Source organism: Halomonas sp. GD1P12, assembly GCF_025725645.1.
Classification (GTDB): Bacteria; Pseudomonadota; Gammaproteobacteria; order Pseudomonadales; family Halomonadaceae; genus Vreelandella.
This window is the reverse complement of sequence record NZ_CP107007.1, coordinates 2511329-2538079: the sequence shown is the minus strand read 5'-3', so window position 1 is coordinate 2538079 and position 26751 is coordinate 2511329. Positions and strand designations below refer to the sequence as shown.

Here is a 26751-nt window from a genome sequence, read left to right as displayed (position 1 = left end):
CAGGCCGGTAGTGGCGTTCACTACCGGCCTGCGATGTGTCTGGCATTAGAGAATGCCTTGGGAGGTGGGTAGAGCTATCTTGTCTCGCTCAACGCTTGAGCGGGCGAGTGCTGCGAGGTACTTGCCGTGGCCATGCTGGCCGCAATGAATACGATGCTATTGACGAGCAGACCGCAGAACCCGGCATGCCAGCCGAAGGGCGCGTCAATACCGAATTCGAGCAGCAGGGTAATGAAGGCGCCAACCGCCAAGCCCGCAAGCGCGCCAGCCTTGGAAGCGCGTCGCCAGAAAAGCGCGCCTATCAGCATCGGCAGCAGTTGAACGATGATGCCGTAAGCCCCCAGCAGCAGGCTCACCAACGACCCTGGATTGGCCAGTGCCAGCAGGTAAGCCAGAAAAGAGAGCAGCACGACGCCGTAGCGGGTCAGCTTGAGTGACTTTTGATCCGACATGCCGCGCAGTGAAGGAAGATGCTGACCCACGTCGCGAACCAATATGGTCGCCGAGGTATGCGCGAGGTTGGCTGCTGTCGACATGGCCGCCGCCAATGCGCCGGAAAGGGCAAGCCCCACCAGCCAAGCCGGGAAATCCGCGATCTCGACCACGATGGTCAGCAAAACGCGGTCGGCGGAATCGAGCGGTGTGTCTATCAGCAATACCCCGGCGAAGCCGATGATCAGCAGCGGTATCAGCAGGTAGCTATAGAGAGGATAGAGCACGAAAACGCGTTTCAGCGTTCGCTCGCTCTTGGCGCTGTAGAACTTCATGAAGATGTGTGGCCACATCACACAGCCCAGCGCGCTGACCAGAATGGCGGTAGAAAACGCCCCCCAGCCCATGCCGGTGGCACCGGGCATCGTCAGGTATTCCGGGGCTTCGCGCTGAAGCTCGCGGAACATCTCGCCGATCCCGCCAAAGAGCTGGTCGGCGGTGGCCAGCCCCAAAAACCACGCCACGGCGACCATCATGATGCCTTGCAGAAGGTTGGTCCAGCCGATGCCTTGCAAGCCACTGGCGTAGACATATGCCGTGACCACGCCGCAGGCGAGAAGACTGCCCAGCCAGAAAGGGATGGTGCCCGAGGTCGCCGCCTCGAATAACAGGCCGGCGCCAGCGATCTGGATCGTCATGTAAGGGATCATGGCAAGTACGCTAATGACGCCAATGAAAAGCCCCAGAAAGTTGTTGCGGGTCGGGTAGCAGGCGGAAAGTAGTTCGGCCTGGGTCAGGTAGCCATGCGACCGCCCAAGGCGCGATATGTAGGGGGCCATGAACCACCATACGACGACGGAGAGCGTGATATAGGCAATGATGTATAAAGCAGGGGCGCCTCGGCTATAGGCCCATCCGGGACCACCGAGAAAGGCAAAGGCGGAGAATACCTCGGCTCCCAGAATGAAGAAGAGGACCAGCAAGCCCATATGGCGGCCACCGGTCACGTAGCTTTCCAGCGATGAGCTCTGGTTGTGTCGTGCCCGAAGACCGACAGTCAGAACGATGGCCAGATAGGCAATAGTAATGCCGGTGATGATCAGCGGATCACTCATCGTGCGTCTCCTCTGTCTTGTCACTTTGGTAAGCGAGCGCAAATCCCACGAAGAGCGCAAACACCCAAGCCACATACCAGAATATAAAAAACGGCAGACCCAGCACGAACGGCTCGATTCGATTGGCGATTAAAGCGCCTGGCCAGACCATGGCCAGGGTACAGATAGAGAAGTAGATGAGTGTCCAGCGGGGGGGCAGCTTGGGATGATAGTTCATGCGACATCCTCTTTTTTAGGGTTGTAATCAAGGAAAGCGTTTAGTTAGACGCTGACAGTGCGCTCAAGCCAATGTTGACCAGCAGCCGACAGCCGGTTGGGATAATGGCGTCATTGAAGTCATACCGCGCATTATGAAGCGGATAGTCGTTGCCATCTTTCGAGGTGCCTAGAAAGAAATAAGCCCCAGGGCATTTCTCAAGCATGAAGGAAAAATCTTCGCCTCCCAGACTCGGGTCGGTATCTCTGATCAGCGCCGGCTCACCCAAGGTATCGACGACGCACTGCTCGACATGCAGCACTTCCGCGGCGGTGTTGATGGTGGCAGGAAAAATACGCTGGTAATCGAGTTCGATTTCGCAGTTATAAGTGGCGGCGGTGCCTTCACAGATACGTCGCACTGCGTTCTCGAGCCGGCCATGTGTCACCTCATCGAGGCTTCGCGCGGTACCGCTGATACGCACTTCATCGGGGATAACGGCGAAACCATCCAGATCGCCGCCCTGTAGCCCGCAAAGGCTTACCGCCGCGGGGGAGAGCGGATCGATTTCTCGTGAGACGACCGAATGCAGGCTTTGGATCAGCGAAGCCGCCGTGCGGACTGGGTCGATCGATAAATGCGGGTTGACGCCGCCGTGGCCGCCTTTCCCTCGCACGGTGATATCGAGACGGTCAGTGGCTGCCATAATTGCCCCCGTACGAACGGCTACCTGGCCCACCGGGAGCGTAGGCCAGTTGTGCAGGGCGTAAATAGCCTGCATGGGAAAGCGATCAAACAAGCCCTCTTTGACCATCTCTCGACCGCCGCCCAGGCCCTCTTCGGCGGGTTGGAAAACGAGGTAAAGAGTGCCGGCAAAATCGCGATGCTCGGCTAGATAACGTGCCACGCCTAACAGCATGGTGGTATGTCCATCATGACCGCACGCATGCATACGCCCCGGGGACTGGGAGACATACTCGTGCTCATTGAGCTCCTTAATGGGAAGCGCATCGATATCCGCGCGCAATCCAATCCGTCGGCCATTGTCGGGCTGAGCGCCCGCCACCGTTGCGACGATGCCCGTTTTTCCGATACCCCTTTCAAAAGGCAAGCCCAGGCGCTCCAGCTCGGCAGCAATACGTTTGGCCGTTTCGTGTTCCTGAAAACCAAGCTCAGGGTAGCGATGAAGTTCTTGTCGCAGGAGGGTGAGTTCGAGGTGGTGCTTTTCAAAAAATGCCGAGTCAATGAAGTTTGTCATGATGTATACGCATTGTTGTGGATGACACTTTTATCTTGAAGTGTTAACTCATATAGAGAAAATCGTTTTTTTTATGCTTTTCCATGCTGTCATTAGATGGCCGACCAACAAAAAGTAGAATGTCAGCGAGGACGAGATGGACTTCAAGCGCTTGAGCTATTTTCAATGGGTCGTGGAAGAAGGGTCGATTACCGCAGCTGCAAAGCGTATTCCATTGGCGCAGCCCGCCTTGACCCGCCAACTACAGTTGCTGGAAGACGAGGTGGGTACAATATTATTAACCCGGTCGCGTACAGGGGTTCGCTTGACGATGGCTGGTCGGGCGTTTTATCGCGATACACGCAAGCTGTTAGTCGAGTTCGAGCAGGCGAAACGTAATGCGCAGCGAATCGCGGATGGCCAATTAGGACGGTTGCATCTAGGCGTGACGGTCATGCATCTCTGGGTGCCGCAGATCACGGGGTTATTGAACTGTTTTCGCGAGCGCTATCCCCAAGTTTCATTGAAAGTCAATTCACTGCTGTCCGCACCCCAAGTTGAGGCGATACGTCGAGAAGAGCTGGATGCGGGGATTCTTTATTTTCCCCCCGACGACGAGAATCTATGCAGCTATTGTCTTTACGAGGATCATCTAGTGCTCGTGACTAGCGCAACCTCGCGTTTGGCCAAACACCCACCTAAAAAGCTTAGCGAGCTCAATAATGAGGAGTTCATCTGGTTCGATAGAAGTGCAACACCGGCTTACCACGACAAGTTGATACATGCCTTTCAACGCGCCAATTTTACCCCGCACGTGGTGCAAGAGGGCACTGATAATGCAACGATGCTTTGTTTGGTGGCTGCCGGCATGGGCTGCACGGTCTTACCTGCCATGACCATGGCAGGTGCGCCTGAAGGTGTGGTTAGCCACCGTATCAGCGATCTCGACATGAAACTGTCATTGATGTTGGTCTGGCGCCGTAACTCGGGATTATCCGCCGTTCAGAAGTTGATCGAAATTGCCGAAAGCCGCTTGTTGGGTGCGAATTGAAATGATCGAAAAAGTATAAAGTCTTACTTCAAGACATTGCTTAACAACAAACCGATGATAAGCCCTCCGGTTTGCCGAGTACTTAGGTCCCGGTATTGGGCTCAAGGTAAATCACGACAGATGTTACAAAAAATCATCAGCGGCGGCCAGACCGGCGCCGACCGGGCAGCCCTCGATGCCGCGCTCGCCGCGGGTTTTCCGATCGGCGGCGCCTGCCCGGTGGGGCGGGTGGCCGAGGATGGGCCGCTTGACCCTGTTTACACGCTTGACGAGATCGGCGGCGGCTATCGTCAGCGCACCAAACGCAATGTGCAGGACGCCGACGGCACCGCCATTTTCTATAGCGCTTACCCGCGCGGCGGCACCGAGGCTACCGTGCTGTTCTGTATTCGCCAGGCCAAGCCCTACAAGCTGATCGATATCGACGTGGTGAGCACAAATGTCGCCGCCGCACTTCTGGCCGACTTCGTGCGTGAGTTCGATCTAGCCATCCTGAATGTTGCTGGACCGAGCGCCAGTCACTGCGCCACCATCTATGATGAAGTGAACCGTGCGCTCGGTTTGCTTTTGCATCGGGCCGTTTAACGGGGCATGAATTGCTTTCGTGCAAGACACGTTCCGGTGCTGAGGGTGAGAGACTGGAGTCGGGTTTGGTCGTACTCAAGTTGCTGAAAATAAATAAGTGTCGGGCTGCTGACGTGTTCGTGACGTTGATTTTTGCGGTGTCGGGACTGAATGATGATGTCTGGAACAGCGGGGGAGGGAGTCAACGATGATCGTCAAGAAGCTCAGGTTGCAACGAGGCTGGTCGCAGGATCAGCTGTCTCAATTCAGTGGATTGAGCGTGAGAACCGTGCAGCGAATCGAGGGCGGTCAAAAGCCTGGCCTTGAGTCGCTCAAATCCCTGGCCGCTGTCTTCGAAATCGACGTTTCGGACCTTGAAGGGGCTCCTGACATGAACAGCGACATCAACATCACCGACGATGAGAAGGCCGTGATCGAGAAGGTCAAAGCGATCAAGGATTTCTATGCGCATCTCATCTCTTACACACTGATCATCTCGCTATTGTTTATCATCAACTTTATGACCGGCTCGGGCTACATGTGGGCGTGGTGGCCGGCCATGGGCTGGGGGATCGGCATCATCAGTCATGGCCTGACCGCTTTTGAGGTGCTGAACTTCTTCGGGCCCGAGTGGGAGCGAAAGCAGGTCGAAAAACGACTGGGTAGAAAGCTATGATCTGATCGGCCTAATCCGCCGCGCTGGCAAGCGGCACCCACACGTGTTCAAAGCCGATCGACAGCGCCACGCCGGTCAGCAGCAGCGCCATTATCACGTTGAAGCGCTTCACCCAGCCAGGGTTCGTAACACCCTGGCCAAGCAAACCGCCCAGCGCCATGTAGCTGCCCGGGGCACCAGCGGCGAGCAGGCCAAGGCCAACTGCCCAGAGGACCAGGCTCGTTCCATGAATATCCGCTGCGGGGAACTGCAGCGTGACGATGGGCAGCACTGCTACCGGCGCTTTGGGATTGAGAAGCTGCATCACCAGCCCATCGCGAAAGTTGAAAACCCGTGTGGGCGCGCCATCGGTTTCGAGCTCTGCGCTGGCGCGAGCGATCTTGTAGGCGAGGTAGAGAATATAACCGCAGCCCAGTGCGCTGAGCACCACCAGTGCCTGGCCGCCGATCCACGCCGCTCCGGCAAAGCCCAGCACCAGTAGATAGAACAGCATCGCGCTGCCCACGCCCAGACAAAAGCCGACGGAGCGTTTGGCTTGGCCGTTAATGCCTACGTTCAGGCCGAGCAGATTCACGGGCCCGGGCGTGTACATGACGCCCAGTCCATACAGGATGATTCCCAGCATGGTAAAACCTCGGAGGGGGATTTAGCGTGAAATGTCGCGCCTGTACTGGCTCGGCGTCATACCGTAGATACGCTTGAAACGGCGGTTGAAATGGCTCGCGTCGGCAAACCCGAAGCGCAGCGCCACCTCGGTAGTGTCAGCCCCCGCGGCCAGCGCCGTGCGCGCCGCGTTGATGCGGCAGTTGATCACGTACTGGTGGGGTGTGATGCCGTAGCGCTGACGAAAAAGGCGCAGAAAGTGGTACTTGGAAAGATGCGCCGCCTGACTGATTTCATCCAGCGACATGTCCCGCTCCAAGTGAGCGTGAATGTAGGCTTTTGCCCGGACCAGCAGCGCCTCCGGCCGAGTAAGGCGCGGCAGGGGCGTTGAAGTGCCGCCCAGCTGCACCGTGCGCTCCACCATCCGGTACAGCGCGCTTTCCTGGTCGATGCAGCTTCCCCTCCCCTGGGTGATCAGTCGCGCCAGCTCAAGGATATCGCCTCTCAACCGGGCATCCTGAATCAGCGTATTGGGCGAGTGAAACGCTGTCTTGCTTTCATGGCCCAGCACTTCGGCGTAAAGCGGCGCCACCTGCTCCGGGTGAACGTAGAGCATCAGGTAGTCCAGCGTATCCTCGCCGCCGGGCTGGCCGTCGTGCACCTCTTCTGGGTTGAACAGAATGACGTTGCCCGGCGGGCTCTTGTGAAACTGCCCGCCACTGAAGAAATCCTGCCGCCCGGCCAGGGTCACGCCAAAGGCGTACTCTTCGTGGGCGTGGCGGTCATAGCTGAAATCCTCCATCGCCGCGTGCAGCACGGTCAAACTCGGCACGTGCTGGCTTTTGATAAATTCAAATCGGCTGGCGTTTCGCATACCGCGCTCCTCGCATGTCACCCGGTAAGCTTAAGGCAGTTGGCCGTTCGAATGCTTGTACAGAATTGCTCACATTCGGGCCGACAAGCTACAACACCATGACCATCTCATGCCACGCCATGCCGCCGTGGTCGGAGTCAGAAGGCTTTACGTAGCGGTAGCCCATGCGCTCATAGAGCGGGACATGGCGCTCCTTGCACATCAGGTGGATGGTCTGCTTGCCAAGCGCTTTCATGTGCTCGACGAAGGCTTGCATCAACGTCGTGGCGTAACCGTTGCCCTGGTGGGCGGGGTCGATCACCACCGACATGATGACCACGTTGAGCGCGGCGGGGTCGTGGCCGATTAGCTCCTTGAACGCCTCGTCGGACATGATCACCTCATGCGCGCAGCCGCCGTTGATAAAGCCGATGATCTCGTCATTGAGCGTCATGACCAGAAACCCTTCGGGATACTGGGCGATGCGGGTGGCGATTTTCTCTCGCGTGGCGCCTTCGTCGCCCTCGTAGGCGGCAGCCTCGATGTCGTAGCAGCGGTCGGTGTCGTTGGGCGTGGCGAGTCGCAAAACAGGTGAGGTCATGGATAGACTCCGGAGGGGTGAAAGCAAAGCGTGGGCAGCAGAATAAAGAAAAATGGGGCGCGATGCCTGCCCCTTGTGCCCCCGACCCATGCCCGGCATTATCCCGCTTTTGGCCGTTGATCGAACGGCGATGATGCGAGGCGTTTTATGGGTAAGCTGTTGTCGTTGATCGGGGTGTTGGCGCTGGGCTATGCGGGGGTTTATGTCTACTACGGCCACGCCGTGGAGCGCGAGGTGGAGCAGGCGCTGAGTGAGCGCGGGCTTTCCAACGTTACGGTGGAAAGCGTCGATTACAGGCTCTGGGCGCCGATCAGTACCTCGACGGAGATCACGCTGAACGTGGCCTACCGCGGCAGCCAGGCGGCGCTGAATCTGGGCGTCGAAGGGCATCCGCTGTTTTCTGATGAGGTCACGATCACCCTCGATGGGCTACAGGCGCTGCGCTTGGGACTCAACTTCTAGCATTGAACGGGAAGGGTGCTTGTGTTTCCAGTATCGATCAAGGGCGTATTGAGACTTCCCAACGGCCAGGTGGTGTTGGCACTGAACGACCGCGACGAGTGGGAGCTGCCCGGCGGGCGTATCGAGGTTGGCGAGAGCGCGCCTGAGTGCCTGGCGCGAGAGTTCAAGGAAGAGCTCGATGTCGAGGTGCGCGTCTCATCGATCATCGACAGCTATCTGTTCGAGGTAATTCCCGGCAAGCAGGTCTTCATCGTGACCTATGGCTGCGAATTGGTAGGCCCTTTCGCACCTGAAGTGAGCGACGAGCATTCGCGCATCGCCACCTTCGCGCTCGACGCGCTGCCGGCCAACCTGCCGCCGGGCTACGCCCACTCGATTCACACCTTCCACGCCCTGACGAACTGACTTTCTGGAATTCTTCATGCACTACCGCCCCATGACCCTCGAGGACTACCACGCCGCCGTGGCGCTTTGGCAGCAAACGCCGGGCGTGCGCCTGCGTGATGCGGACTCTTTCGAAGGCATCACGCGCTATCTATCGCGTAACCCGGGGTTGAGCTTCATTGCCGAACAGGACGGGGAGATCATCGGCACGATCATGGCGGGCCACGACGGCCATCGAGGTTTCATCCAGCACCTGGCGGTGGCCGAACGTCACCGTAAGCAGGGCGTCGGTACCGCTCTGGTCGAGCGCTGCCTGAACGCCTTGCGGGGTGAAGGCATCGACAAGGCGCACCTGATGCTGCTTACGGATAACGAATCCGGCAAGCGGTTCTGGCAACGCCTGGGCTGGCAGTTTCGAACCGATATCGAGCTGCATTCGTTCGTGTTGAGCGACAGCCCCAGTGCCTGAGGCCTGCGCTCAAGGAGGTTACAGCCCCTGCGCCCCCCGGCGTAGCCACCCATGCACGAACGCCATCTTCTTGAGCGTGACTTCGGTCAGCATGAAGGGGTAAACGTCGGAAAGCCCCATTGCGCGGTTGACGTGGTTCACCCCGGCGATCAGCGCGGTGGCAATGTGAATCAAGCGCTCGGCGTCCGGCTCGGCGTAGGCATCCCACTTGTGATCGCGGGGCAGCTCCGGCGAATCCATGCCCGATGACACGAAGCTGTCGGTGATGTCGGTCAGGTGCAGAATGTGCGAAACGGTTTCCGCCCAATCCTCGTGGGGGTGGGCCGAGGCGTAGGTGGAGACGAAATCCTTGCGCCAGTTCTCCGGCGGGCCTTCGTTGTAGTGATGCTTGAGCGCCTCGCCGTAATCGGCGCGTTCGTCGCCGAACATGTCGCGAAACGCTTCGAGAAAGTCCTCGCGCAGGCTTAACCGCCACCACAGCATGTGCGCAATCTCGTGACGCATGTGGCCGATCATGGTGCGGTAGGGTTCTTCCAGCGCCTCGCGCCGGGTGGTGACCAGTACCGGGTCGGCCTCGGCGATGCTGATCGTCACCACGCCATCCACGTGGCCCATCATCACCGGTTTTTTGCCTTCCGCCAGCAGGTGGAACACCGGCGGGGCGCCTGGGTCTTCCGGACGAAACCAGTTCCAGCGGCCCAGATTGTCGATCACCCAGCGCTTGGCGGCTTCGGTTTGCGCCCAGTTGGCAGTGGCGTTGGGAATGCTCGGGTCCGGTGCGACGGCGGTCATGGCGCAGGCGCGGCAAAGCTCGCCGGCCTTCGGCGCGATCCAGTTACAGCCGACCACCTCGCGGTTGGCGCAAAACGGCGGCATGGGGATGAACGCGCGGGCCTGCGGGTCGTAGGCGACCGGCACGCCGTCGGCGGTGACCAGGTTATCGAACCACAACGAACCGGCACCGACCGGGTTGGAGAAAACGCGCATGGGCAGGGCACTCACGGGGAAGGAGCCTTGAGTCTAGGTGGTGGCAAGCCGAGCCGTCCAATGACTTCTTCGCTGGCATCTCAACGCCGCCTCGCGCGCGTGGCCTCTAACCGCCGGTCACGCGTGCTATGCTCGTCGGCTCATGATGATGTGCCATTGTACGAGCGACCGCCCATGACCCACGCTGAGCCCGCCCCGCAAGACACCCCGCGCTTTACCGCCCCCGCCGGCGATATCATCGGCTGGCGTGATCGCGGCGCGATTCGCGCCACCGGCATCCGCTACGCACGCGTTGAGCGCTTTTGCCCGCCGGTGGACGAGCCGCCTTCGAGCGCGCCCATTCACGCCACCGAATGGTCACCCGCCGCGCCGCAGAATATCGTGCCGGAGCTCAACCACGCCTTGGGCGTGAGTGCGGGCGAGTTCGTCGTCTCGGAAGAGGCGCTGCACCTTTCCGTGACGCTGCCGGAAAGCCCCGCCAGTACGCCGCGCCCGGTCATGGTCTGGATCCACGGCGGCTCCTATGTATTCGGCACGGCGGATCTGCCCGTATTCGACACCCGCCCGCTGGCACTTGAAAACGATGTGATCGTGGTGGGCGTGAACTACCGGCTGGGGCTGTTGGGGTTTCTCGGCGGGGAAGGGCGCCCGGCGAACCTGGGGCTGCTCGATCTGATCTCGGCGCTGCGCTGGATTAACGCCAACATCGCCGCGTTCGGCGGCGACCCCGACAACGTCACGCTATTCGGCCACTCCGCCGGCGGCGACGCGGCGGCGCACCTGATGATTGCCGACGGCGCCGAGGGGCTTTTCCAGCGCGCCATCATTCAGAGCGCGCCGCTCGGCATCAGCCGGGGACGGGCGAAAATGAACGCCAAAATGTTCCAGCAGGCCGCCTCAGCCACCGATGACATGCCGCTGGGCGAGGTGCTCGCCCTGCAAACGAAGGTCGTCAAGACCGCCCAGGGCTTTGGGCTTAAATCTGCCATGCCGTTTTCGACCCAGTACGGCCACTACCCGCTGCCCCAGGAGAAGCAGGCGCCCGCCGCCTGGCAGCGCGCGGCGAAAAAGATCGATGTGTTCATCGGCACTACCTGTGAAGAAACCGCGCTGTTTCTGGTCATGTCGCCGGGGCTGATGCGCCTGCGCCAAACGCCGCTTCTGGGCGCGCCGCTTACCGGCGCCATGGTCGCCGCCACCACGCGCAAGGTGTACCGGCATGATGCCCACGCCTTCGCCCGCCGCCACGTAAGCGCTGGTGGAAACGCCTTCGTTTACCGCTTCGACTGGAACAAGGGCCGTGCCCCTTACGGCGCCGCTCACACGCTTGAGCTACCGTTACTACTGGGCGAGCAGGCTAGCTGGCGCGATGCGGATATCGTCAAGGGCGTGGAGGAGAGCGAGCTTCACCAGTGTGGCCAGCGCCTGCGCACGCTCTGGGCGGACTTCGCCAGAGGCGGGCAGCTGGCCGAGAAGGGCGAGCTTGCGCCGGGCATACTGGCGTGGTGGAAAGCGCGCTAGCGTTTTGGGGCGTGATCGCACATGCTGAACCCACGTGCTATCGCAGGTTCGAAGCATCACTCATCGAACGGAGTACACCATGAGCATTGACCCCTGGGATACCGAGTTACCGGAGCGGTTGGCATTGCTCCATCAGCTGAGTTTCGATATCGAGGAAGGCTATGACTTTGAACCCTACACGCGATTCTTGACCGCCGAGGACACCGCGCAGTGGCTACAGGCCTGGAGCGGCAACCCGCACGCGACCGGCGCGCAGTTTCGCGTTTTCGGCCAGGACGGCACCGGCGGCTACGCCGCGTTCTGGATGGTGCTGCCGCAAACGCCCATCGAGCAGCAGCCGATCGTGTTTTTAGGCTCGGAAGGCGAAAGCGGCGTGATCGCCCGGGATCTTGACGACTTTCTGTGGCTTTTAGCCGGCGGGGTCGGCCCACGTGAAGCGCTGGATTACCCCCACGTGAGCGCCACACCCAACGCCGCCTTTCAGGCCTTCGCCCATCAGCACGCCCACTCCCGCGAGCAGAGCGTGTTCGAAGTCATCGATAACGCCCATCTGACCTACCCGGGCTTTACCGAGGAGCTCGAACGCCTGTGTCATCCTGAGTGAGCCAACACTGATTTTTTGAATACGGGCGGTAATGGTAAGCGTGTTTCGATAGCAGAAGGGCTTGAAGTAACGCGACTTGAACACTTCGCTTTTCTTCAAGGGATTCGTGAGCTGGGTGCTCAACTCCTACGCGGTCACCGGTATGAGTCTGTACCTACTACATGGCCGCCGGATTTATTGTAGGAGCCCGCTTCAGCGGGCGAAGGGCGCCCTCAGGCGCCTTGGCTGACGACCAGCCGCGAGCGAAATCCTCTATCCATAACCGCTGGCCAGGCTTGACTGAGGGGTATTACAGTCTGAAACGGCTTTCGATGGCATGTCTTGAGTAGTTGGGCAACTTAATCACTTCGGGTAGAAGCTCAGATGCACGATGTCATCCGAAATACCGGTGGTTACGGGCGCGACAACCACATTCCCCTGGGCATCGCGATAGCCAAAGCCGCCGTTGCCATACATATCGAAGGGCGCTAACTGCGTGAAGTCGGCGCCCTGCTCATCGGCCAAAATACCGGCCCAGGTTTCGCTCTGCGCCATCGGGTCGGCCACGCCGCTTGCCGTGATAATGCAGCGATCGTACCCCACCTCGCCCCCGATGGTGACGGTGGCAAGGGTACCGTCCAATCCCATGAACAGCAGCGCGGTGTAATTGCCTGAGCTTTGGTCGAACGGAGCATCAAAGTGCTCGGATGCGGACAGCAGGGCGATCGACTTTTGCATATCCCCACCCGCTTCAAGGCAGTAGTCCTGAAAATAGGCAAGCGCGGAATCCGTGCGCTCTTGCGCGTAAACCGTTGAGGTCGCGCATGCCAACAGGCCCGCCGCTATCAAAATCTGTTTCACTGTGACTCTCCCTTGAGTGCTTCCAACGTCTGCCCGAAGCGCTTGATGTGCCGGCTGCACGACCACCTGATCGTCGCGATCCTGGATGCCAGAAAATAATATAGATGACTCTAATGTATTCAACGGCGTGCGCAACCGGCATGGCAGCAATATGGGGCTATCGGCAACTAACGGGTGGGCGTAAAGCTGCGCGATGAAAATGAGCGTCTACGCAAAAGCTGGAGGACACTCTCAAGGAGCCGCAGGCACACCATGCTCTATGGGAGAGAGCTTCGGCTCGCGACGACAGGTCACCGAGGCGCAATAAGCGAAACGCCTAGCGCCACGTTATCTTTCATTTCAACCAGCCTGATCGTGTCATCGATGGGCGCAATTCAGCCCCGTACTGACAAGACTCAAAATAACAACAGGCCAAAAAGGAGACATGAATGAAAGCGATCCTGTTCGACGTATTCGGTACCGTGGTCGACTGGCGCACCAGCCTGATCCAGCAGTTCGGCAAGCTGGAGCAGGAGCTGGGCATCGAGTTGCCAAAAGAGACGCTGACCGACCAGTGGCGCGGACGCTACGTGCCTTCGATGGACCGGGTCCGCAAGGGCGAATGCCCTTGGACGAACCTCGATGACCTGCATCGCGAAAGCCTGGTCGAACTGCTCGATCAACACGGCATTAAACTGGATGCTTCGACGATCGAGCGCATCAACCGCTTCTGGCACCGCCTTACGCCCTGGCCGGACGTACAGTCAGGCCTTGCGCGTCTGAAAGAGAATTACATCATCGGCACGCTGACCAACGGCAACGTCTCGCTGATGGTCGACGTTGCCCGCCACGCCAAACTGCCTTGGGACATGATCTTCTGCGCCGAGCTCTTCGAGCACTACAAGCCAGACGCGGAGGTTTATCTCGGCGCGAGCCGTCTGCTGAATCTGCCGCCGGAAGAGGTGATGCTGTGCGCGGCGCATAATGCGGATTTACGAGCGGCGAGGGCGTTAGGCTTGAAAACGGCGTTCATCCCCCGGCCCACGGAGTATGGTCCGCAGCAGAGCAAGGATTTGGAAGCTGAGAAAGCGTGGGATTTCGTGGCGGAGAATTTCATTGCGCTGGGTGAGCAGCTAAGGCAATAAATGCCCAGTTCGATTTGAACGGGTTACTTCTTATCAGAGCTTAAATCGCACCGGGCAACGCCATCAATTCGGATAGAAGCTCAGATGCACGATGTCATCCGAAATACCGGTGGTCACGGGCGCGACGACCACATCCCCTTGGGCATCGCGATAGCCAAAGCCGCCGTTGCCATAATCCTCGAACGCCTCCCACTCCATGAACTCGGCACCGGCGGTCTCCGTCAGGGTGGCCGCCAGCGCTTCGCTCTGCACCATCGGCTCGTCCACGCCGGTCATGATGATGGTGCATTTGTCGTCCGTAAATGAGGCGCCGATCAGCACCGAGGCATTAATGCCGTCTGGGCCGGTGTAGCTGACATAGGTGAAGTCTGACCCCATGCTGCGTTCGTTGCCAAACGTGTCGGAATTGGAAAACAGGTCTATCGACTTTTCCAGCTTCCCGCCCGGTTTCAGGCAGTAGTCCTGAAAGTAAGCCAGGCCGCTATCCATGTGATCCTGCGCAAAGGCGGCAGTGGTAGAGCACGCCAGCAGGCCCGTCACTATCACGATGGGTTTCATTGTATGGTTTCCTTTGAAATGGCTTTGACGGTGGGTCGAGGCGGTTGGCTCAGCGTACAAAACGCACTGGCAGTAAAACGGCTCGCATCATCGTGACTCGCTGAAACCTGAACATAATATAGATGGGGCTAATATATTCAATGGCGCGAAGACAGCCGAGCTAACGCCATGTGAGGAAGCTGCGGATTTCGGCTCACCTATTGTGTCTTCGCCATCAACCAGTAGGCACAGCTCAGATGAGTAGCATCGCATGATTTATGGTGAGGTAAGCGATAGCAATGAAGTGGGGCTTCAATCGAGTTGTAGAGCTTTTACTATCGACTAAAAGCTAGGTCGTTGAGGTAGGACTAACCTAAGTTAACTGGTAATGTTGGCGTTTTAGAGGGAGCAACGCTTCAACAAAATGTCACCTTTCTACCCAAAGCAAACATTGCCGAAAAATGCAGCAATAATGTAAGTTTCAGGTATGAAGCTGAATTTTAGTTTTTTCTATTTATTTCAAATGTTTAGAGAAAATTTCGCAGGCTGTATTTAACGGATAAACGTGCTGGTACGTTTATCCAATCACAAGATAGGAAGTCCATTACTAATTAAGCGCAATAGGAATTCATACCAATGAATGACATTGAGAACAATTTTTCTCGCTTCTTAGAACTCCCATATTCGAGCAGACAATTGATTGTTGTTACTGACGATGTGATTGTTAAAGCTGCGGAACAAGAGGAACGAAGAGCTGTTCAACTTCGTGAAAATGGCCTTGACTGGAAGAAAATTACTGAATCGATTGTTTTTGATGTTCTTCCTGTTTCACTAGGTAGAACGATAGCGGAAGTAACTCGCGAGGCTATAAAGGCGTGGGGGCGTGCGCGAGATGATGGTCTTTTAGTGTTACCGGTTGGAAATACGATTGCAAAATTACTTTCATTTCCTCCGGGCCATCCTCGAGATGGTGTTCTTTACATCGGGCATCCCGCACTGCCTAAAGTTTATTACACTCTGGCTGATTTTCACCGCGTCACTTTTGAACACAAATTCTGTGAAGCAACGGATTTACTTATGAGTTTAGGAGCTACTTCAATTCGCGTTGAGCACGTTAGCGGTTGGTCAAGAGATTTCTCTAGCCGTATTTCAGTACCACTAGGGGAAGCCGAAAGTAAGGTGGGGGCTGAAGCTGCATCATCATCAAAATCCGGATCACAACTACTTTTTGAGGCGAGGCTATCAGGAGCTGTAACACCATCAATCCCTAAAGATTTGGTTTGGTATGAACATGAACCAACTTGGCAGTCTATTGCTAAAGGCCGAAAAAGTTATGGTCTCCAAGATTTTTCTCTATCTGTATCCTATGAAGATGATTTCGGTGTCAATGCTGGATTAAAGGCAGCAATTAGTAAGACCGGATTAGAAATTGGTGGTAAATTCGAAGATCACAAATCAACAATCTGGCGTCTTGAAGGGAAATTCAAGGACATAGCAGATGGCACTTAACCGTAATATAAGCTGATAGAACGGCTGAGGCAGTTGACGACCGCAAGCTAACATGCTAATAAGGCAATAAAATTATAATGAGCTGTTTAACATATTTTTAAATTTTATAAGGAAATTAGATTGATAGAGGAAGATTATAAAAATGGTTGGCGACAGCACTTTCCGACTTACCACTTCGAAGATCGCGATATTGCCCTAGAGGAATATAAAGTAGCAGCTAAAAATTTAGAGTCGGAAGAACGTGTTTTTCTTAATGCCTCGAATGTGTCTCTCGTTTCTTCAGCAGCATTGGGCTCGCTGCTAGTCGGTTCATCAGACCGACTAGCGTCAGTTTTTGAGGGTATAATACCACCTTATATTATCTCCATTATATTATTATTAATAATATCAGGGTTTTCGTTTGTCACACTCAAGTATTTTTCTGATCGGCAAAGATCCATAGTTTTCTCAGGTCGAAAAGTCATTGTTTTAAGAAGAATGCTTGGTCTCAGTTACGGTAGGATACAACTACTATTGCCTAATTGGAGAGTTGAGGGCGCTGACCAACCATTAGCCGTCCGTCTGTTTCCAGGATGGTTTACTTATGTTGCTTACCCGTTTTGGATTGTCTCAATTATATCCACCTCGGTAGTGTTTTTTTTGATCGCTAACCTGGTTAAACAAAACCAAAATGTTTTTAACCAAATTTCTACCGGCGCATTTATAGCTTGCTGCGCTATCATTTGGTTTGTCGCTACAATGCTAGTTTATAGAACTTCTTTGTTAGATGTGCATGAAACGTCTAGATTAATTTTTTATAGGCTCTTGGCTAAGGCCATTGGTTTACCTCTCGTAGAAAATATTGAATATATAATTTATCGAGCAAAGCTTTCTTTCTATGAAACGGAAAGACTAGGAATAAAAACTAAGAGGATTAAAGATTTTCTTATTCATATTGAGGATAGAAGGTTCTATAATCATAACGGAATTAATTATAAGTCAATTTTACGAAGCATTCTCGGTCTAGTCAAAATAAAACCGAGGTCCGGAGGCTCAACTATCGTGCAGCAGGTAATAAGGACACTGTTTATTTCAGATTTGCAAAAAACCTATCGAAGAAAGTTTATAGAGCTTTCTTTGGCACCATGGTTAACGAATGTTTTTTCTAAGAATATTATCTTGGATATATATATTTCTGCTGTTCGATTTGAAAAAGGCTGCTTCGGTATCGTAGAGGCGATGGAATACTTCTGGTGTAAAGTAGAGAAAAACCCCACGAATGCTCAAGCATTTTTTCTTATCGAAAGGGTTAGTAACGTACGATCACAACTATTAGTGCTTAAGATTATAGAAACCGCCAAGTCCGCCAAAAATAAAGGGTTGATGAAAAAAGAAGATTTAAACGACTTAGTTATTTTATATGAGCAAGCGGTAATAAACAATAAGATTGTAGCATCAAGCGATAAGTTAAAGCTATTGCGAGACTCACTTGGAGCTTGATGAAACACCTTTTAAAGTAAGGTTATTAACTCCTTTTCGGTCTGAAATACTAAAGAGCGTTACACCAGAGCTATTTAAACGGCTGCATTTGGACGAAAGCTGACCCCCCTTGAAAAAACACTCACCCCAAATATACATTTCCAAATACAGGGCAATGCACACCGTGTTGCCCTATATTTGTTTGAAGCGGGTTATTCGTTGCTCGCCTCACGCGCTTCCTTCTCAATCTGCCCACGCCCCTGCATCCAGTGCATCACGCCCCAGCAGATCGCCGCCCAGTTCGCACCGGCAGTCCAGCCGGCGAGTATGTTGGTCGGCCAGTGAACGCCCAGATAAACGCGGCTTGCGCCCACCAGCAGCGCCAGCAGTATCGCCAAGATAAGCAGGGCAGCCAGCGTAAGATACGTCACGCCGGACATCATGGAGTGGCCGCTGGGAAAGTTCGCGGTGTAGACCATGGCTTCGTGGGGCACCAGATCCGGGCGGGGGCGTCCAAAGCCCAACTTCATCACGGTGCAATCGGCTTGGTGGCTACCATTCGTAATCACTCACGTTTATAAAGAACCCTCGCCATTGCGACCATTCGTCGATTACCGATTCAAAGGAAGAGTATCCATGTCACTAACGCAGCTGCTGGTACCCACTTACACCCAAATGCTGGGCGCGCTTTCCAACTGGTTAAAGAAGGCCCAAAGCCAGCTGCCGGATGACGAGGCACAAGCGCTGCTCTCCGCGCGGCTTGCGCCGGATATGTTCCCACTGTCGACGCAGGTGCGGTTTGCTTGCGTGCAGGCGCAAGAGGCCGTTCACCGGTTGCAGGGTGAGGCGCTACCGGCTTCTATCAAGGAAATGCTCGACGAGGGACGAAATGCCGGTGAGAGCCCTGGAACGTTTGCAGAGGCGCAGGCGCGTATTGAGGAAACCCTCGCCTTGCTCAGCGGCCTGGCTTTTGATGCGCTGGATGCCCAGGCGGATAAGCCGTTAGTGCACGAGCTGCCCAACGGTATGATTCTCGATTTAACCGCCGAGCAGTATGCCCGTGATTGGACGCTGGGGCAGTTCTACTTCCACATCATGACCGCCTATTCCATCTTGCGCAGCGAGAAGGTCGAGCTTGGGAAGGCCGATTATGTCGCGCACCTGTTTCCCTATATTCGCCCTGAAACGCTGCCCAAAGGCTAAGCGGCTGGTTTGGCGGCGTAGCCCTTGGCTTCTTGAGGGGCAGCCGTTCGTGGGCGCGGGTGATGTCGGTCTACACCCGTTCCCGCATCAAGGTCGGGCTATTCGCTGCTCGCCTCACTCTCTTCCTTCTCAATCTGCCCGCGGCCCTGCATCCAGTGCATCACGCCCCAGCAAATCGCGGCCCAGCACGCGCCGGCGGTCCAGCCGGCGAGCACGTCGGTCGGCCAGTGAACGCCGAGATAAACGCGGCTTGCGCCCACCAGCAGGGTCAGCAGTATCGCCAGTATCAACAGGTACGCTTTCAGGCGCAGCGCGGGCTGGATGCGGATGAGGAGGGCGGCCAGCGTGAGATACGTCACGGCGGACATCATGGAGTGGCCGCTGGGAAAGCTCGCGGTGTAGACCATGGCTTCGTGGGGCACAAGATCCGGGCGGGGGCGATCAAAACCCAGCTTCATCACGGTGCTGAGCAAAATGCCGCCGGGCACCGCCACCAGCGCGAAGAGTGCGGCGCGAAAGTGTTTGGCGAGTAGCAGATACCCAAGCGCCCCCAGCGTGAGCATTACCAGCACGCCCACGCCGCCGAGCGCGGTGAAGTCCCGGCCCATCTCCTCGACCCAGCCCGGGCCGATCGGGTCGTTCAGGTCGGCGGGGTTGCGAAGGGCGAGCAGCAGGCGCTCGTCGAAGCTCTGGGTGTCGCCCTCGATGACTTCACCCGCCAGCGCGACGAAGCCCCAAATGCCGCCGGAAATGATCGCCAGGCACAGCAGCAGGGCCAGTTCGTGGCGGCCAAGCCGCGACAGCAGGGAAAAAGCCTGACGCCCCATGTGGCCCATCCGTTTTTGATACTTCATTGGCAAATCCCTTGCGTTGATCGCGTTGTACCGCCTCGATTAAAGCGGGTTTTTTAATGCCAAGCGCCGTTCCCGTGCGCTCGACCGTAAGTGTTTTAACCTTGCCCGCTATACGGATCAAGCCCGCATGACTTCCCGCACCACCGCCTCATTCAAAATGCCGCGCTTGGCTTCCACCACGGTCAGCCACTCGCGGGCGCGGGTGATGCCGGTATAGACGAGTTCGCGCGTTAGAATCGGGTTGATCGTGGCGGGCAGCAGGAGTGCCGTGTGGACGAACTCCGAGCCCTGGGATTTGTGTACCGTCATCGCGAACACGGTTTCCACCGAGTGCAGGCGCGAGGGCAGCACCCAGCGGATGGGGTGGGCCGGGTCGCTCGTTGGAAACGCAACGCGTAGCAGCGACTGGCCGGGCGCGCGCGGGGCGGGCACGGCCAGCGTGATGCCGATGTCGCCGTTCATCAGTTTTAGCGCATAGTCGTTCTGGGTGACCAGCACCGGGCGGCCCTCGTACCAGCCTTTCTCCAGCGTCACGTCGTTGGCACTTAGCCACCCGTTGCGGCGAAGAGTATGAGCGATGCGCGGATTCAACCCTTCCACGCCCCAGGGGCCCTTGCGCAGCGCGCACAGAAGCTGAAAGCGCCCGTAAGCGGTCAGCACCTGGCCGGCCCAGGCGTCGAATGCGCCCGGGTCCGCCTCGAAGGAGGCGCCTTCGGGGCGCTGGGCCTTGAGCACGCTCAAATAGTGGCGGTAGCCGGTGGGCGGGGCCACGGGGTTACCCTTGTGATCGGTGCGGCCTTCGCCATTTTGCGCAAAGCCCGCGGGGCTGCCGTCGATCACCAGCGCGTCAAGCGCGGCATCGCCTTCGCTCGCGCCGCCCAGCACGCGGTGCTGTACATCCGGGTAGCCCTGGCGCAGTAGCTGGTTCACCGCCTGCTGTTTGTCACGCTCGCTCATGGCGTCGCCGGGCTGGTTGATCGCCTGGGCGAGCTGGCCGATGCCGCTTTGCTCATTGAAGCGGTGGCTGACCCGCAGCATGGTGATCGTCTGGTCCAGCGGTTGGCCCTGCTCGTCGATGAAGGCCTCCGGTATCGGCTGGCCGGTGGCGGCTTCGAGCCAGGCGGCGGTCGCCCTGGTGTAGTGGGCGGCCTCGGCGCGGCGGCACAGCTCGCCGAGCACCGCGCCGGCCTCGACCGAGGCGAGCTGATCCTTGTCGCCCAGCAGCACCAGCTGGGCGTTTGCGGGCAGGGCGCTGAGCACGGCGGTCATCATTTCGATATCCACCATCGAGGCTTCGTCGATTACCAGCACGTCGAGTGCGAGCGGGTTGTGCGGGCCGTGGCGGAAGTGGCGGGTGTCGGGGCGCGCACCCAGTAGCCGGTGAAGGGTGGTGACCTCGGTAGGGATGGCGCCGTCTAGCGCGCCATCAAAGTGCTCGCCCAGCAGCGCCTCGAGCGAGGCGGTGGGCAAGCCGCTGACCTGGCCGGCGATGGACTCATTGAGCCGCGCGGCGGCCTTGCCGGTGGGGGCGGCCAGGCGGATGCGTAGCGGCTCCGCCGGGGCGTGGGACAACCGCAGGGTTTGCAGCAGCGCGAGCAGGCGCACCACGGTGGTGGTCTTGCCCGTGCCGGGGCCGCCGGTAATCACGGCGAAGCGGCGCCGTGCGGCCAGCGCACAGGCGGTTTTTTGCCAGTCCAGGGTTTGGGTATTAGTGAAGAGGGTGTTTAGGGCCCGGGAAAGAAGGTTAGTTGCTGTGGCGTGATCGGGATGACTGGCGTCATCCATCGCCCAGTGAACTGGGCTCCTACCCGTATTAGCCTGCTCAAATACATCTTCGTTTGCGGTGAGGCGGGTGGCGATTTCCGCGTGCAGGGTCTGCTCGTACTGCCAAAAACGGCGCAGATAAAGGCGCGTGGCGCTGGCGACCAGTGGCGTGTTGCCAGGGCCGTAGCTTACCAGCAGCGGGTGATCGAGCGCGGCCTGCCACTGGGCAAGCGTTAGCGTTTCGAGCAGCGCGCTTGGCAGCAGCGGCGGCTCGATCAGGTCGTCGCCTTCCGGCGGCAGCGACAGCGCGAAATCCGGCGCGTCCAGCGTGGCGGCCAACTCCAGGCACACGTGCCCACGGCCGAGCTGGTGGCTGGCAAGCGCCGCCGCCAGCAGCAACAGCGCCGGGGCGTCCGGGGCTTCCGTCAGCAGAAAGCGCGCCAGCGCCCGGTCCAGGTCGCGCAGCCAGCCCCGCGCCACCCAGCGCTCGAGCAGATCGAGCAGCGCCTGAGGGTCAAAAAGCGCGGCGTGCGGTGCGGCTGGGGCGCTTGGCTCATGCGTGGCGGGCTCATCCGGCGCATCGAAAAGATCGAAGGTCTGCGTGTCCTTGCGGCTCATACGGTGGCCTCCTGCTGGGCGCCGGTGAACAGGGCGTCCAGCGCCTCGATCAGCGCGATGGGCGCGGGCTCGGCGTACACGCCCCGGCCCTGGCTCGAACTGCCGCGCAGGAACACGGTGAGCGAGCCGCCCAAGTGGCGGTGCGGGTCGTAGTCACTCAGGCGCGCTTTCAAAAGCCGGTGCAGGGCGAGCAGGTAGAGCGCGGCCTGCAGGTCGTAGCGTTTCTCCAGCAGCGCCTGGCGCAGCGCTTCCTGCTCGTAGGCGGCATCCGTCGGGCCCAGGTAGTTGGATTTCCAGTCGAGCACGTAAAAGCGGCCGTCGTGCTCGAAGGCCAGGTCGATGAAGCCCTTGAGCATGCCGTTGAGCGTGTCGCGGTCCAGCGCCGGGCGGGCGTGGCCGGGTAGCAGGTGGCGGCTTACCAGCGCGTCGATCCGGCGGGTATCCACCGCTTTCGCGGCCAGCCAGAACTCGAGCTCCACCTGGTAATCACTGAGCTCGGTCAGCGCCACGCTTTGCGCCCCACCAAGCGGCAGGGGCGTGGCTAAAAGCGCCTTTAGCCAGCCGGAAAGCGGCGCCTGCCACACCTGCCAGCCGCGAAGCTGCACCCGGCGCCAGAGCATGTCCCCGAAGGCCTCGTCATCATCGAGTGCGGCCTGAAAGCCGGCGCGGCCCGCCCACTCGAGCAGGCCGTGCAGAAAGGTGCCCGGCCCCGGCCCGCGGGGGAACTTGTGCAGGTGAAACGCCTGGGGCTCGGCCAGGTCCTGGGGCTCATTAAGCACCTCGAACGCGGTCGCTTCCTGGGCGGTAGTGGGCTCCAGCGGCGCGCTCGAAGGTGCGGTGAGCGTGCCGGAAAGGCGCAGCGCCGAATAGCTGGCGATCCACCAGTGCTCGCGGGCCGGCCGCGTTGGCACGCGGGCGTGGCCCAGCGTCTCGCTATCAAGCGCCGGGGCCAGCCGCAGCGCGGTGGGCGCCGGCGGCTCGGCCACGTGGATGTCGCTGCCTTTCGCAAGCGCCTCCAGCGCCGTGGCGAGCGCGGCGGGGGCGATGGGCTGGCCCGCGTTCAACAGATAGCCCATTGCGCTCGCCTCGCCCTCCTTCAGCGGGGCTAGGCCCAGCCAGGTCGCGTGGCGGGCGCGGGTCAGCGCCACGTACAGCTTGCGCAAATCCTCACCCAGGCGTTCACGCTCGGCAATCGTGAGTATTTCCTCGTCGGCGTTCAGGCTAAGGCGCAGCTGGCCGTCACCGTCGTGCCAGCGAAGCGGCAGATCGTCCGCCTTCACTGGGCGGTGGTTCTGGATGAAGGGCAGAAACACCAGCGGGTACTCGAGGCCCTTGGACTTGTGAATGGTGACCACCTTGACCAGGTCGGCGTCGCTCTCCAGGCGCAGCTTGTGGCTGTCGTTCTGACTGTTTGGGTCGGCAATGGCTTCCATCAGAAAGCGGATCAGGGCGTGCTCGCCGTCGAGCTCTTGGCTTGCCTGCTGTAGAAGCTCGCCCAGGTGCAGAAGATCGGTGAGTAAGCGCTCACCGTCTTCGAACTCGGCCAGAAGACGAGCGGGAATCTCGAAGTCCGCCATCAGCCGGCGCACCAGCGGAAGTACTCCCTGGCGCTGCCACAGGCGGTGGTAGTGACCGAACTGCACCACCCGCGCCTCCCAGGCCAGCTCGTTTTGCTGCAGGTGGTCGAGCTCGGCGAGGCTTAGCCCCAGCGCGGGTGTGGCCAGTGCCGCTCTCAGGTGCGCCTCGGCCTGGCGCGAGCTTGCCAGCGGCTCGGCGCAGGCGCGAAGCCACCGCTCCACCTGGGCGGCCATGGGCGAGGCGAACACCTTGTCGTGATCCGACAGGTACACGCTTTTTACTCCGCGGCTTGAAAGCGCCAGGCGGATTGCGCGGGCCTCGCTCAGGCCGTTGACCAGCACCGCCATGTCGGAAGGCTTCAGCGGCGTCAGGCCCTGCTCGCTTTGAAAGCCGCTTTGCCCCCGGCGGCCCGCCTCCAGAAGTGCGGCCATGTGAGAGGCGCAGCGCTCGGCCATCTCGGTCTGGTAGGCGCTTTTCGAGAGCGGCTCGTCGCTTGAAAGCGGCCAGAGCGTCATTGCGGCAAGCGGGGCGCCTTCGTGTACCAGCTGCTCGTTGCGCCCGCGGGCCTCCACCGGCAGAAACGGCAGCGGGTTGTCGCCGTGCTCGTCGCGAAACAAAAATGCGCCGCGCGGATGCGCGTCGGCGTAGCGAAAGCAGTGGTTGACCGCCTCGACCATGGCGCGGGTGGAGCGAAAGTTGGTCGACAGCGTCACGTGGCGGCCGTCGGTATCCTGGCGGGCCTGCAGGTAGGTGAAGATATCCGCGCCGCGAAAGGCGTAGATCGCCTGCTTGGGGTCGCCGATCAGCAGAATCGCGCTGTCGCGGCGTTGAGTGGCTACCTGGTAGACCGCATCGAAAATGCGGTACTGCACCGGGTCGGTGTCCTGGAACTCGTCGATCAGCGCGACCGGAAACTGGCGGCGGATCTGAGCCGCCAGCGCCTCGCGGTTGGGGCCCTTGAGCGCTCGGTCCAGATGGGTCAAAAGCTCGGTCGGGCCCATTTCGGCGCGGCGCTGCTGCTCGCGCTCCAGGCGCACCTTGCACCACTGCACGGCGTGAATCAGAAGATCACTGTAGGGCTCTGGCAATCTATCGAGCGCGGGCTTGAGCGCGGCCAGTGCCTGCCAGGCCTCGGGGCAGGGCGGCTCGCCCTCTATCCAGATCTCCGCCATGCCTTCCGGCGTCAGGCGCTTCCAGGCCGAGTCGGTCAGCGCCGGGCGCTCCTGATCGCTTTGGGCCCACTCCTTGAGCGCCCCCAGCCAGTTGGCGCGGCTTTTGGCGTTGAAACTCTGGCCCTTGAACGCCTTGGCCTTCGCCGCGTCTTCCAGTGCCGGCACCAGCTCGTCGAGCCATTGGGGCCAGGGGGCTTTCAGCGCCGCCAGCGCCTCATACTTTTGCGCCTCCACCGCGGCCAGGGTCGTTTGTGGGGCCGGGCGCGGCTCGCCAAGCGCCTCGCACTCCGCTAACAGCCGTGAAAGCGTCTCATGCAGTTCTTTCGGCGCTTTCCAGTAGCGGGTGATGTGGGCAAGCGCCTCGATATCCAGCGGGTAGTAGAAGGTGCGCCAGTAGTCGCGTACCACCTCCTGCTCGAGCTCGCGCTGGTCGTTTTCCAGGTTCAGTGAGAAGAGGCTGCCGCTATCGAAGGCGTGCTCGCGCAGCATGCGGTAGCACCAGCTGTGAATGGTGGACACCGCCGCCTCGTCCATCCACTCGGCGGCCAACTCCAGCCGGCGGGCGCAGGCGGGCCAGGCGCCTTCATCGTACTGGGCGCGAAGTTCACACAGCAGGTCGTCATTTTGGGCACCGCGAAACACCGCCGCGGCTTCCACCAGCCGCGCGCGAATACGCTCGCGAAGCTCCTGGGTGGCGGCATTGGTGAACGTCACCACCAGAATTTCCGGCGGGGTGAGCGGGCGCGGGTAGGCGGTGTCGTCCTCTTGAGAATGACCGCCCAGCACCAGGCGCACGTACAAAAGCGCGATCGTGAAGGTCTTGCCGGTGCCGGCACTGGCCTCGATCAAGCGGCTGCCGTGTAGCGGCAGGCCCAGTGGGTCGAGTGGGGCGGGTTGGCTCATGAGGTCTCCGGGTGCGGCAGGAAAAGGCGCCCGGAGGCGCAGGTTTGGCACTATATCGCGATGGTTTGAGGGGATCAAAAGGCGGGCGGCGTTTGCCCGGGCTGTGAGTCAGGCCCGTCACCTGCTAATCTTGTCGGCCAGCCACGCCAGGATAGCCGTCATACGCTGTCGTGGCTTTAAGTTTATGCTGACGATGAGACACCATGCTGACATCGCTTCTCGATAACGATTTTTACAAGATCACGATGCAAAACGCCGTGATCAAGCGCTTCCCCTACGCCCACGCGCACTACGCCTTCATCAACCGGGGAGAGCATCGCTTTCCTGACGGGTTTGGCGCCGCGCTTCGCCGGGAAGTGGACAAGATGGCATCGCTTGCGCTCAGCGAGGACGAGAAGCGTTATCTGGAAACCACCTGCCCGTACCTCGACCCGACCTACCTCGATTTTCTCGCCGGGTTTCGTTACGACCCCTCCGAGGTGGTCGTCGAGCAGCAGGGAAGCGACGTGTCGGTGGTCATCGAAGGCCCCTGGTACCGCACCATCCTGTGGGAAGTGCCGCTGATGGCGCTGATCAGCGAGCTCTGGTACGTGCTGCGCGACGAACACGCCCCGGACAACACGGCGGAGCTGATAGAAGAGCGTACCCGCGAGAAGATCGAACACTACCGCGATCTGGGCCTCAAGATCGCCGAGTTCGGCACGCGGCGGCGCTTTTCGTTTGCAGTGCACGACCGGGTCGTGGGCGCGCTTCGCCACTACGGCGGCGACACCTTCACCGGTACCAGCAACGTGCTTTTGGCCATGCGCCACGGGGTGAAGCCGATCGGCACCCACGCCCACGAGTGGTTCATGTTCCACGGCGCGCGCTTTGGCTTCAAAATGGCCAACAGCCTGGCGCTCGAGCACTGGGTGGACGTGTATCGCGGCGATCTCGGCATCGCGCTGACCGATACCTTCACCACCAAGGCGTTTTTCGAAAGCTTCGACAAGAAGTTCGCCAAGCTCTTCGACGGCGTGCGCCACGATAGCGGCGACCCGGTGGAGTTCGCCAAGGCGACCATCGAGCACTACAAGCGCCTGGGCGTGAACCCGCAAACCAAAACGATCATCTTTTCCGACGCGCTGACGCCGGAGCGGGTCGAGCGTATCCAGGCGTTCTGCCAGGGACGCATCGGTACCGCTTTTGGCATCGGTACCAACTTCACCAACGATGTGGGTGTGGAGCCGATGAACATGGTGATCAAGATGGTTAAGGCGCGCCCGGAAGGCCAGGGGTGGCTTCCGGTCATCAAGCTCTCGGACGTGCCGGACAAACACACCGGCGACCCGGACATGATCGCCCTGGCCAAACGTATTCTGTCGTTAAGCCACGCCACGCCGGAAACCTGCCCCTGATCGAGCCAGGCGCGGCTCGTACTTTAAAGCGCCAATCGG

General features: G+C 59.1%; 26 protein-coding genes. 13 read left to right on the top strand and 13 right to left on the bottom strand.

What is annotated here, in order from left to right; all coding sequences use genetic code 11:
• Window positions 1–74: 74 nt before the first annotated feature.
• Genes OCT39_RS11655 through OCT39_RS11645 form a run of 3 tightly spaced genes read right to left on the bottom strand, consistent with a single transcriptional unit; the run spans window position 75 to window position 3001 of the window.
• Window positions 75–1547, bottom strand: a complete 1473-nt coding sequence (locus tag OCT39_RS11655; RefSeq protein ID WP_263584631.1) for a sodium:solute symporter family protein — start codon at window positions 1545–1547, stop codon at window positions 75–77.
• Window positions 1540–1764, bottom strand: a complete 225-nt coding sequence (locus tag OCT39_RS11650) for a DUF3311 domain-containing protein (RefSeq protein ID WP_263584630.1) — start codon at window positions 1762–1764, stop codon at window positions 1540–1542. The genes OCT39_RS11655 and OCT39_RS11650 overlap by 8 nt, the downstream gene beginning before the upstream one ends.
• A gap of 40 nt (window positions 1765–1804) precedes the next feature.
• On the bottom strand, window positions 1805–3001 hold the full coding sequence (locus OCT39_RS11645) for a M20 aminoacylase family protein (RefSeq protein WP_263584629.1): 1197 nt from the start codon (window positions 2999–3001) through the stop codon (window positions 1805–1807).
• A gap of 136 nt (window positions 3002–3137) precedes the next feature.
• Between OCT39_RS11645 and OCT39_RS11640 the strand changes: the two genes are divergently transcribed.
• The 3 genes from OCT39_RS11640 (at window position 3138) to OCT39_RS11630 (ending at window position 5271) form a co-directional block, all read left to right on the top strand.
• Entirely contained in the window at window positions 3138–4031 is an 894-nt protein-coding gene (locus OCT39_RS11640; protein WP_263584628.1) for a LysR family transcriptional regulator, read from the top strand.
• Between the two features lie 120 nt (window positions 4032–4151).
• On the top strand, window positions 4152–4616 hold the full coding sequence (locus OCT39_RS11635) for a putative molybdenum carrier protein (protein ID WP_263584627.1): 465 nt from the start codon (window positions 4152–4154) through the stop codon (window positions 4614–4616).
• 187 nt (window positions 4617–4803) lie between these two features.
• Window positions 4804–5271, top strand: a complete 468-nt coding sequence (locus OCT39_RS11630; RefSeq protein WP_412031121.1) for a 2TM domain-containing protein — start codon at window positions 4804–4806, stop codon at window positions 5269–5271.
• A 10-nt stretch (window positions 5272–5281) separates the two neighbouring features.
• Here OCT39_RS11630 and OCT39_RS11625 read toward each other — a convergent pair whose 3' ends face one another.
• From OCT39_RS11625 to OCT39_RS11615, 3 genes are all read right to left on the bottom strand, one after another.
• Window positions 5282–5896 (bottom strand): LysE family translocator, encoded by a 615-nt coding sequence (locus tag OCT39_RS11625; RefSeq protein ID WP_263584626.1) that lies wholly within the window; start codon window positions 5894–5896, stop codon window positions 5282–5284.
• Between the two features lie 21 nt (window positions 5897–5917).
• The gene (locus OCT39_RS11620; RefSeq protein WP_263584625.1) at window positions 5918–6748 is read right to left on the bottom strand and encodes an AraC family transcriptional regulator; all 831 of its coding nucleotides are present in this window, start codon (window positions 6746–6748) and stop codon (window positions 5918–5920) included.
• Between the two features lie 88 nt (window positions 6749–6836).
• Window positions 6837–7328 (bottom strand): GNAT family N-acetyltransferase, encoded by a 492-nt coding sequence (locus OCT39_RS11615; protein WP_263584624.1) that lies wholly within the window; start codon window positions 7326–7328, stop codon window positions 6837–6839.
• 147 nt (window positions 7329–7475) lie between these two features.
• Here OCT39_RS11615 and OCT39_RS11610 point away from each other — a divergent pair, with 147 nt between their 5' ends.
• Genes OCT39_RS11610 through OCT39_RS11600 form a run of 3 tightly spaced genes read left to right on the top strand, consistent with a single transcriptional unit; the run spans window position 7476 to window position 8643 of the window.
• The gene (locus OCT39_RS11610; RefSeq protein WP_263584623.1) at window positions 7476–7790 is read left to right on the top strand and encodes a hypothetical protein; all 315 of its coding nucleotides are present in this window, start codon (window positions 7476–7478) and stop codon (window positions 7788–7790) included.
• Window positions 7791–7811: 21 nt separating this feature from the next.
• Window positions 7812–8195, top strand: coding sequence for an NUDIX hydrolase (locus OCT39_RS11605; RefSeq protein WP_263584622.1), 384 nt, complete (start codon window positions 7812–7814; stop codon window positions 8193–8195).
• 16 nt (window positions 8196–8211) lie between these two features.
• On the top strand, window positions 8212–8643 hold the full coding sequence (locus OCT39_RS11600) for a GNAT family N-acetyltransferase (protein ID WP_263584621.1): 432 nt from the start codon (window positions 8212–8214) through the stop codon (window positions 8641–8643).
• A gap of 18 nt (window positions 8644–8661) precedes the next feature.
• Here the strand turns inward: OCT39_RS11600 and OCT39_RS11595 are convergent, their stop codons facing one another.
• Window positions 8662–9630 (bottom strand): putative zinc-binding metallopeptidase, encoded by a 969-nt coding sequence (locus OCT39_RS11595; RefSeq protein ID WP_263587333.1) that lies wholly within the window; start codon window positions 9628–9630, stop codon window positions 8662–8664.
• Between the two features lie 174 nt (window positions 9631–9804).
• Here OCT39_RS11595 and OCT39_RS11590 point away from each other — a divergent pair, with 174 nt between their 5' ends.
• Window positions 9805–11151, top strand: a complete 1347-nt coding sequence (locus OCT39_RS11590) for a carboxylesterase family protein (protein WP_263584620.1) — start codon at window positions 9805–9807, stop codon at window positions 11149–11151.
• Between the two features lie 79 nt (window positions 11152–11230).
• Window positions 11231–11755 carry a hypothetical protein gene (locus tag OCT39_RS11585; protein ID WP_263584619.1) on the top strand — a complete coding sequence of 175 codons (525 nt, stop codon included), beginning with the start codon at window positions 11231–11233 and terminating at the stop codon, window positions 11753–11755.
• A 342-nt stretch (window positions 11756–12097) separates the two neighbouring features.
• Here OCT39_RS11585 and OCT39_RS11580 read toward each other — a convergent pair whose 3' ends face one another.
• A complete protein-coding gene (locus OCT39_RS11580) occupies window positions 12098–12595 on the bottom strand; it encodes a hypothetical protein (protein ID WP_263584618.1) in 498 nt (165 codons plus the stop codon).
• A 428-nt stretch (window positions 12596–13023) separates the two neighbouring features.
• On the opposite strand from OCT39_RS11580, the gene OCT39_RS11575 reads away from it, so the two are divergent.
• A complete protein-coding gene (locus tag OCT39_RS11575; protein WP_263584617.1) occupies window positions 13024–13719 on the top strand; it encodes a haloacid dehalogenase type II in 696 nt (231 codons plus the stop codon).
• A gap of 63 nt (window positions 13720–13782) precedes the next feature.
• Here OCT39_RS11575 and OCT39_RS11570 read toward each other — a convergent pair whose 3' ends face one another.
• Window positions 13783–14277, bottom strand: a complete 495-nt coding sequence (locus tag OCT39_RS11570; protein ID WP_263584616.1) for a hypothetical protein — start codon at window positions 14275–14277, stop codon at window positions 13783–13785.
• A gap of 615 nt (window positions 14278–14892) precedes the next feature.
• Between OCT39_RS11570 and OCT39_RS11565 the strand changes: the two genes are divergently transcribed.
• Both OCT39_RS11565 and OCT39_RS11560 read left to right on the top strand, forming a co-directional pair.
• A complete protein-coding gene (locus OCT39_RS11565; RefSeq protein ID WP_263584615.1) occupies window positions 14893–15765 on the top strand; it encodes a hypothetical protein in 873 nt (290 codons plus the stop codon).
• A 120-nt stretch (window positions 15766–15885) separates the two neighbouring features.
• The gene (locus OCT39_RS11560) at window positions 15886–17244 is read left to right on the top strand and encodes a biosynthetic peptidoglycan transglycosylase (protein WP_263584614.1); all 1359 of its coding nucleotides are present in this window, start codon (window positions 15886–15888) and stop codon (window positions 17242–17244) included.
• 191 nt (window positions 17245–17435) lie between these two features.
• Here the strand turns inward: OCT39_RS11560 and OCT39_RS11555 are convergent, their stop codons facing one another.
• Window positions 17436–17753, bottom strand: a complete 318-nt coding sequence (locus OCT39_RS11555) for a phosphatase PAP2 family protein (RefSeq protein ID WP_263587332.1) — start codon at window positions 17751–17753, stop codon at window positions 17436–17438.
• 106 nt (window positions 17754–17859) lie between these two features.
• Here OCT39_RS11555 and OCT39_RS11550 point away from each other — a divergent pair, with 106 nt between their 5' ends.
• Window positions 17860–18426 (top strand): DUF1993 family protein, encoded by a 567-nt coding sequence (locus OCT39_RS11550; protein ID WP_263584613.1) that lies wholly within the window; start codon window positions 17860–17862, stop codon window positions 18424–18426.
• A gap of 98 nt (window positions 18427–18524) precedes the next feature.
• Here the strand turns inward: OCT39_RS11550 and OCT39_RS11545 are convergent, their stop codons facing one another.
• The 3 genes from OCT39_RS11545 to recB form a co-directional block, all read right to left on the bottom strand.
• Entirely contained in the window at window positions 18525–19280 is a 756-nt protein-coding gene (locus OCT39_RS11545; protein WP_263584612.1) for a phosphatase PAP2 family protein, read from the bottom strand.
• Window positions 19281–19397: 117 nt separating this feature from the next.
• The gene (gene recD / locus OCT39_RS11540) at window positions 19398–21662 is read right to left on the bottom strand and encodes an exodeoxyribonuclease V subunit alpha (RefSeq protein ID WP_263584611.1); all 2265 of its coding nucleotides are present in this window, start codon (window positions 21660–21662) and stop codon (window positions 19398–19400) included.
• Complete coding sequence (gene recB, locus OCT39_RS11535; RefSeq protein WP_263584610.1) at window positions 21659–25315, bottom strand: exodeoxyribonuclease V subunit beta; 3657 nt, start codon at window positions 25313–25315, stop codon at window positions 21659–21661. The genes recD and recB overlap by 4 nt, the downstream gene beginning before the upstream one ends.
• Before the next feature lie 203 nt (window positions 25316–25518).
• On the opposite strand from recB, the gene pncB reads away from it, so the two are divergent.
• The gene (gene pncB / locus OCT39_RS11530) at window positions 25519–26712 is read left to right on the top strand and encodes a nicotinate phosphoribosyltransferase (RefSeq protein WP_263584609.1); all 1194 of its coding nucleotides are present in this window, start codon (window positions 25519–25521) and stop codon (window positions 26710–26712) included.
• Window positions 26713–26751: the final 39 nt, after the last annotated feature.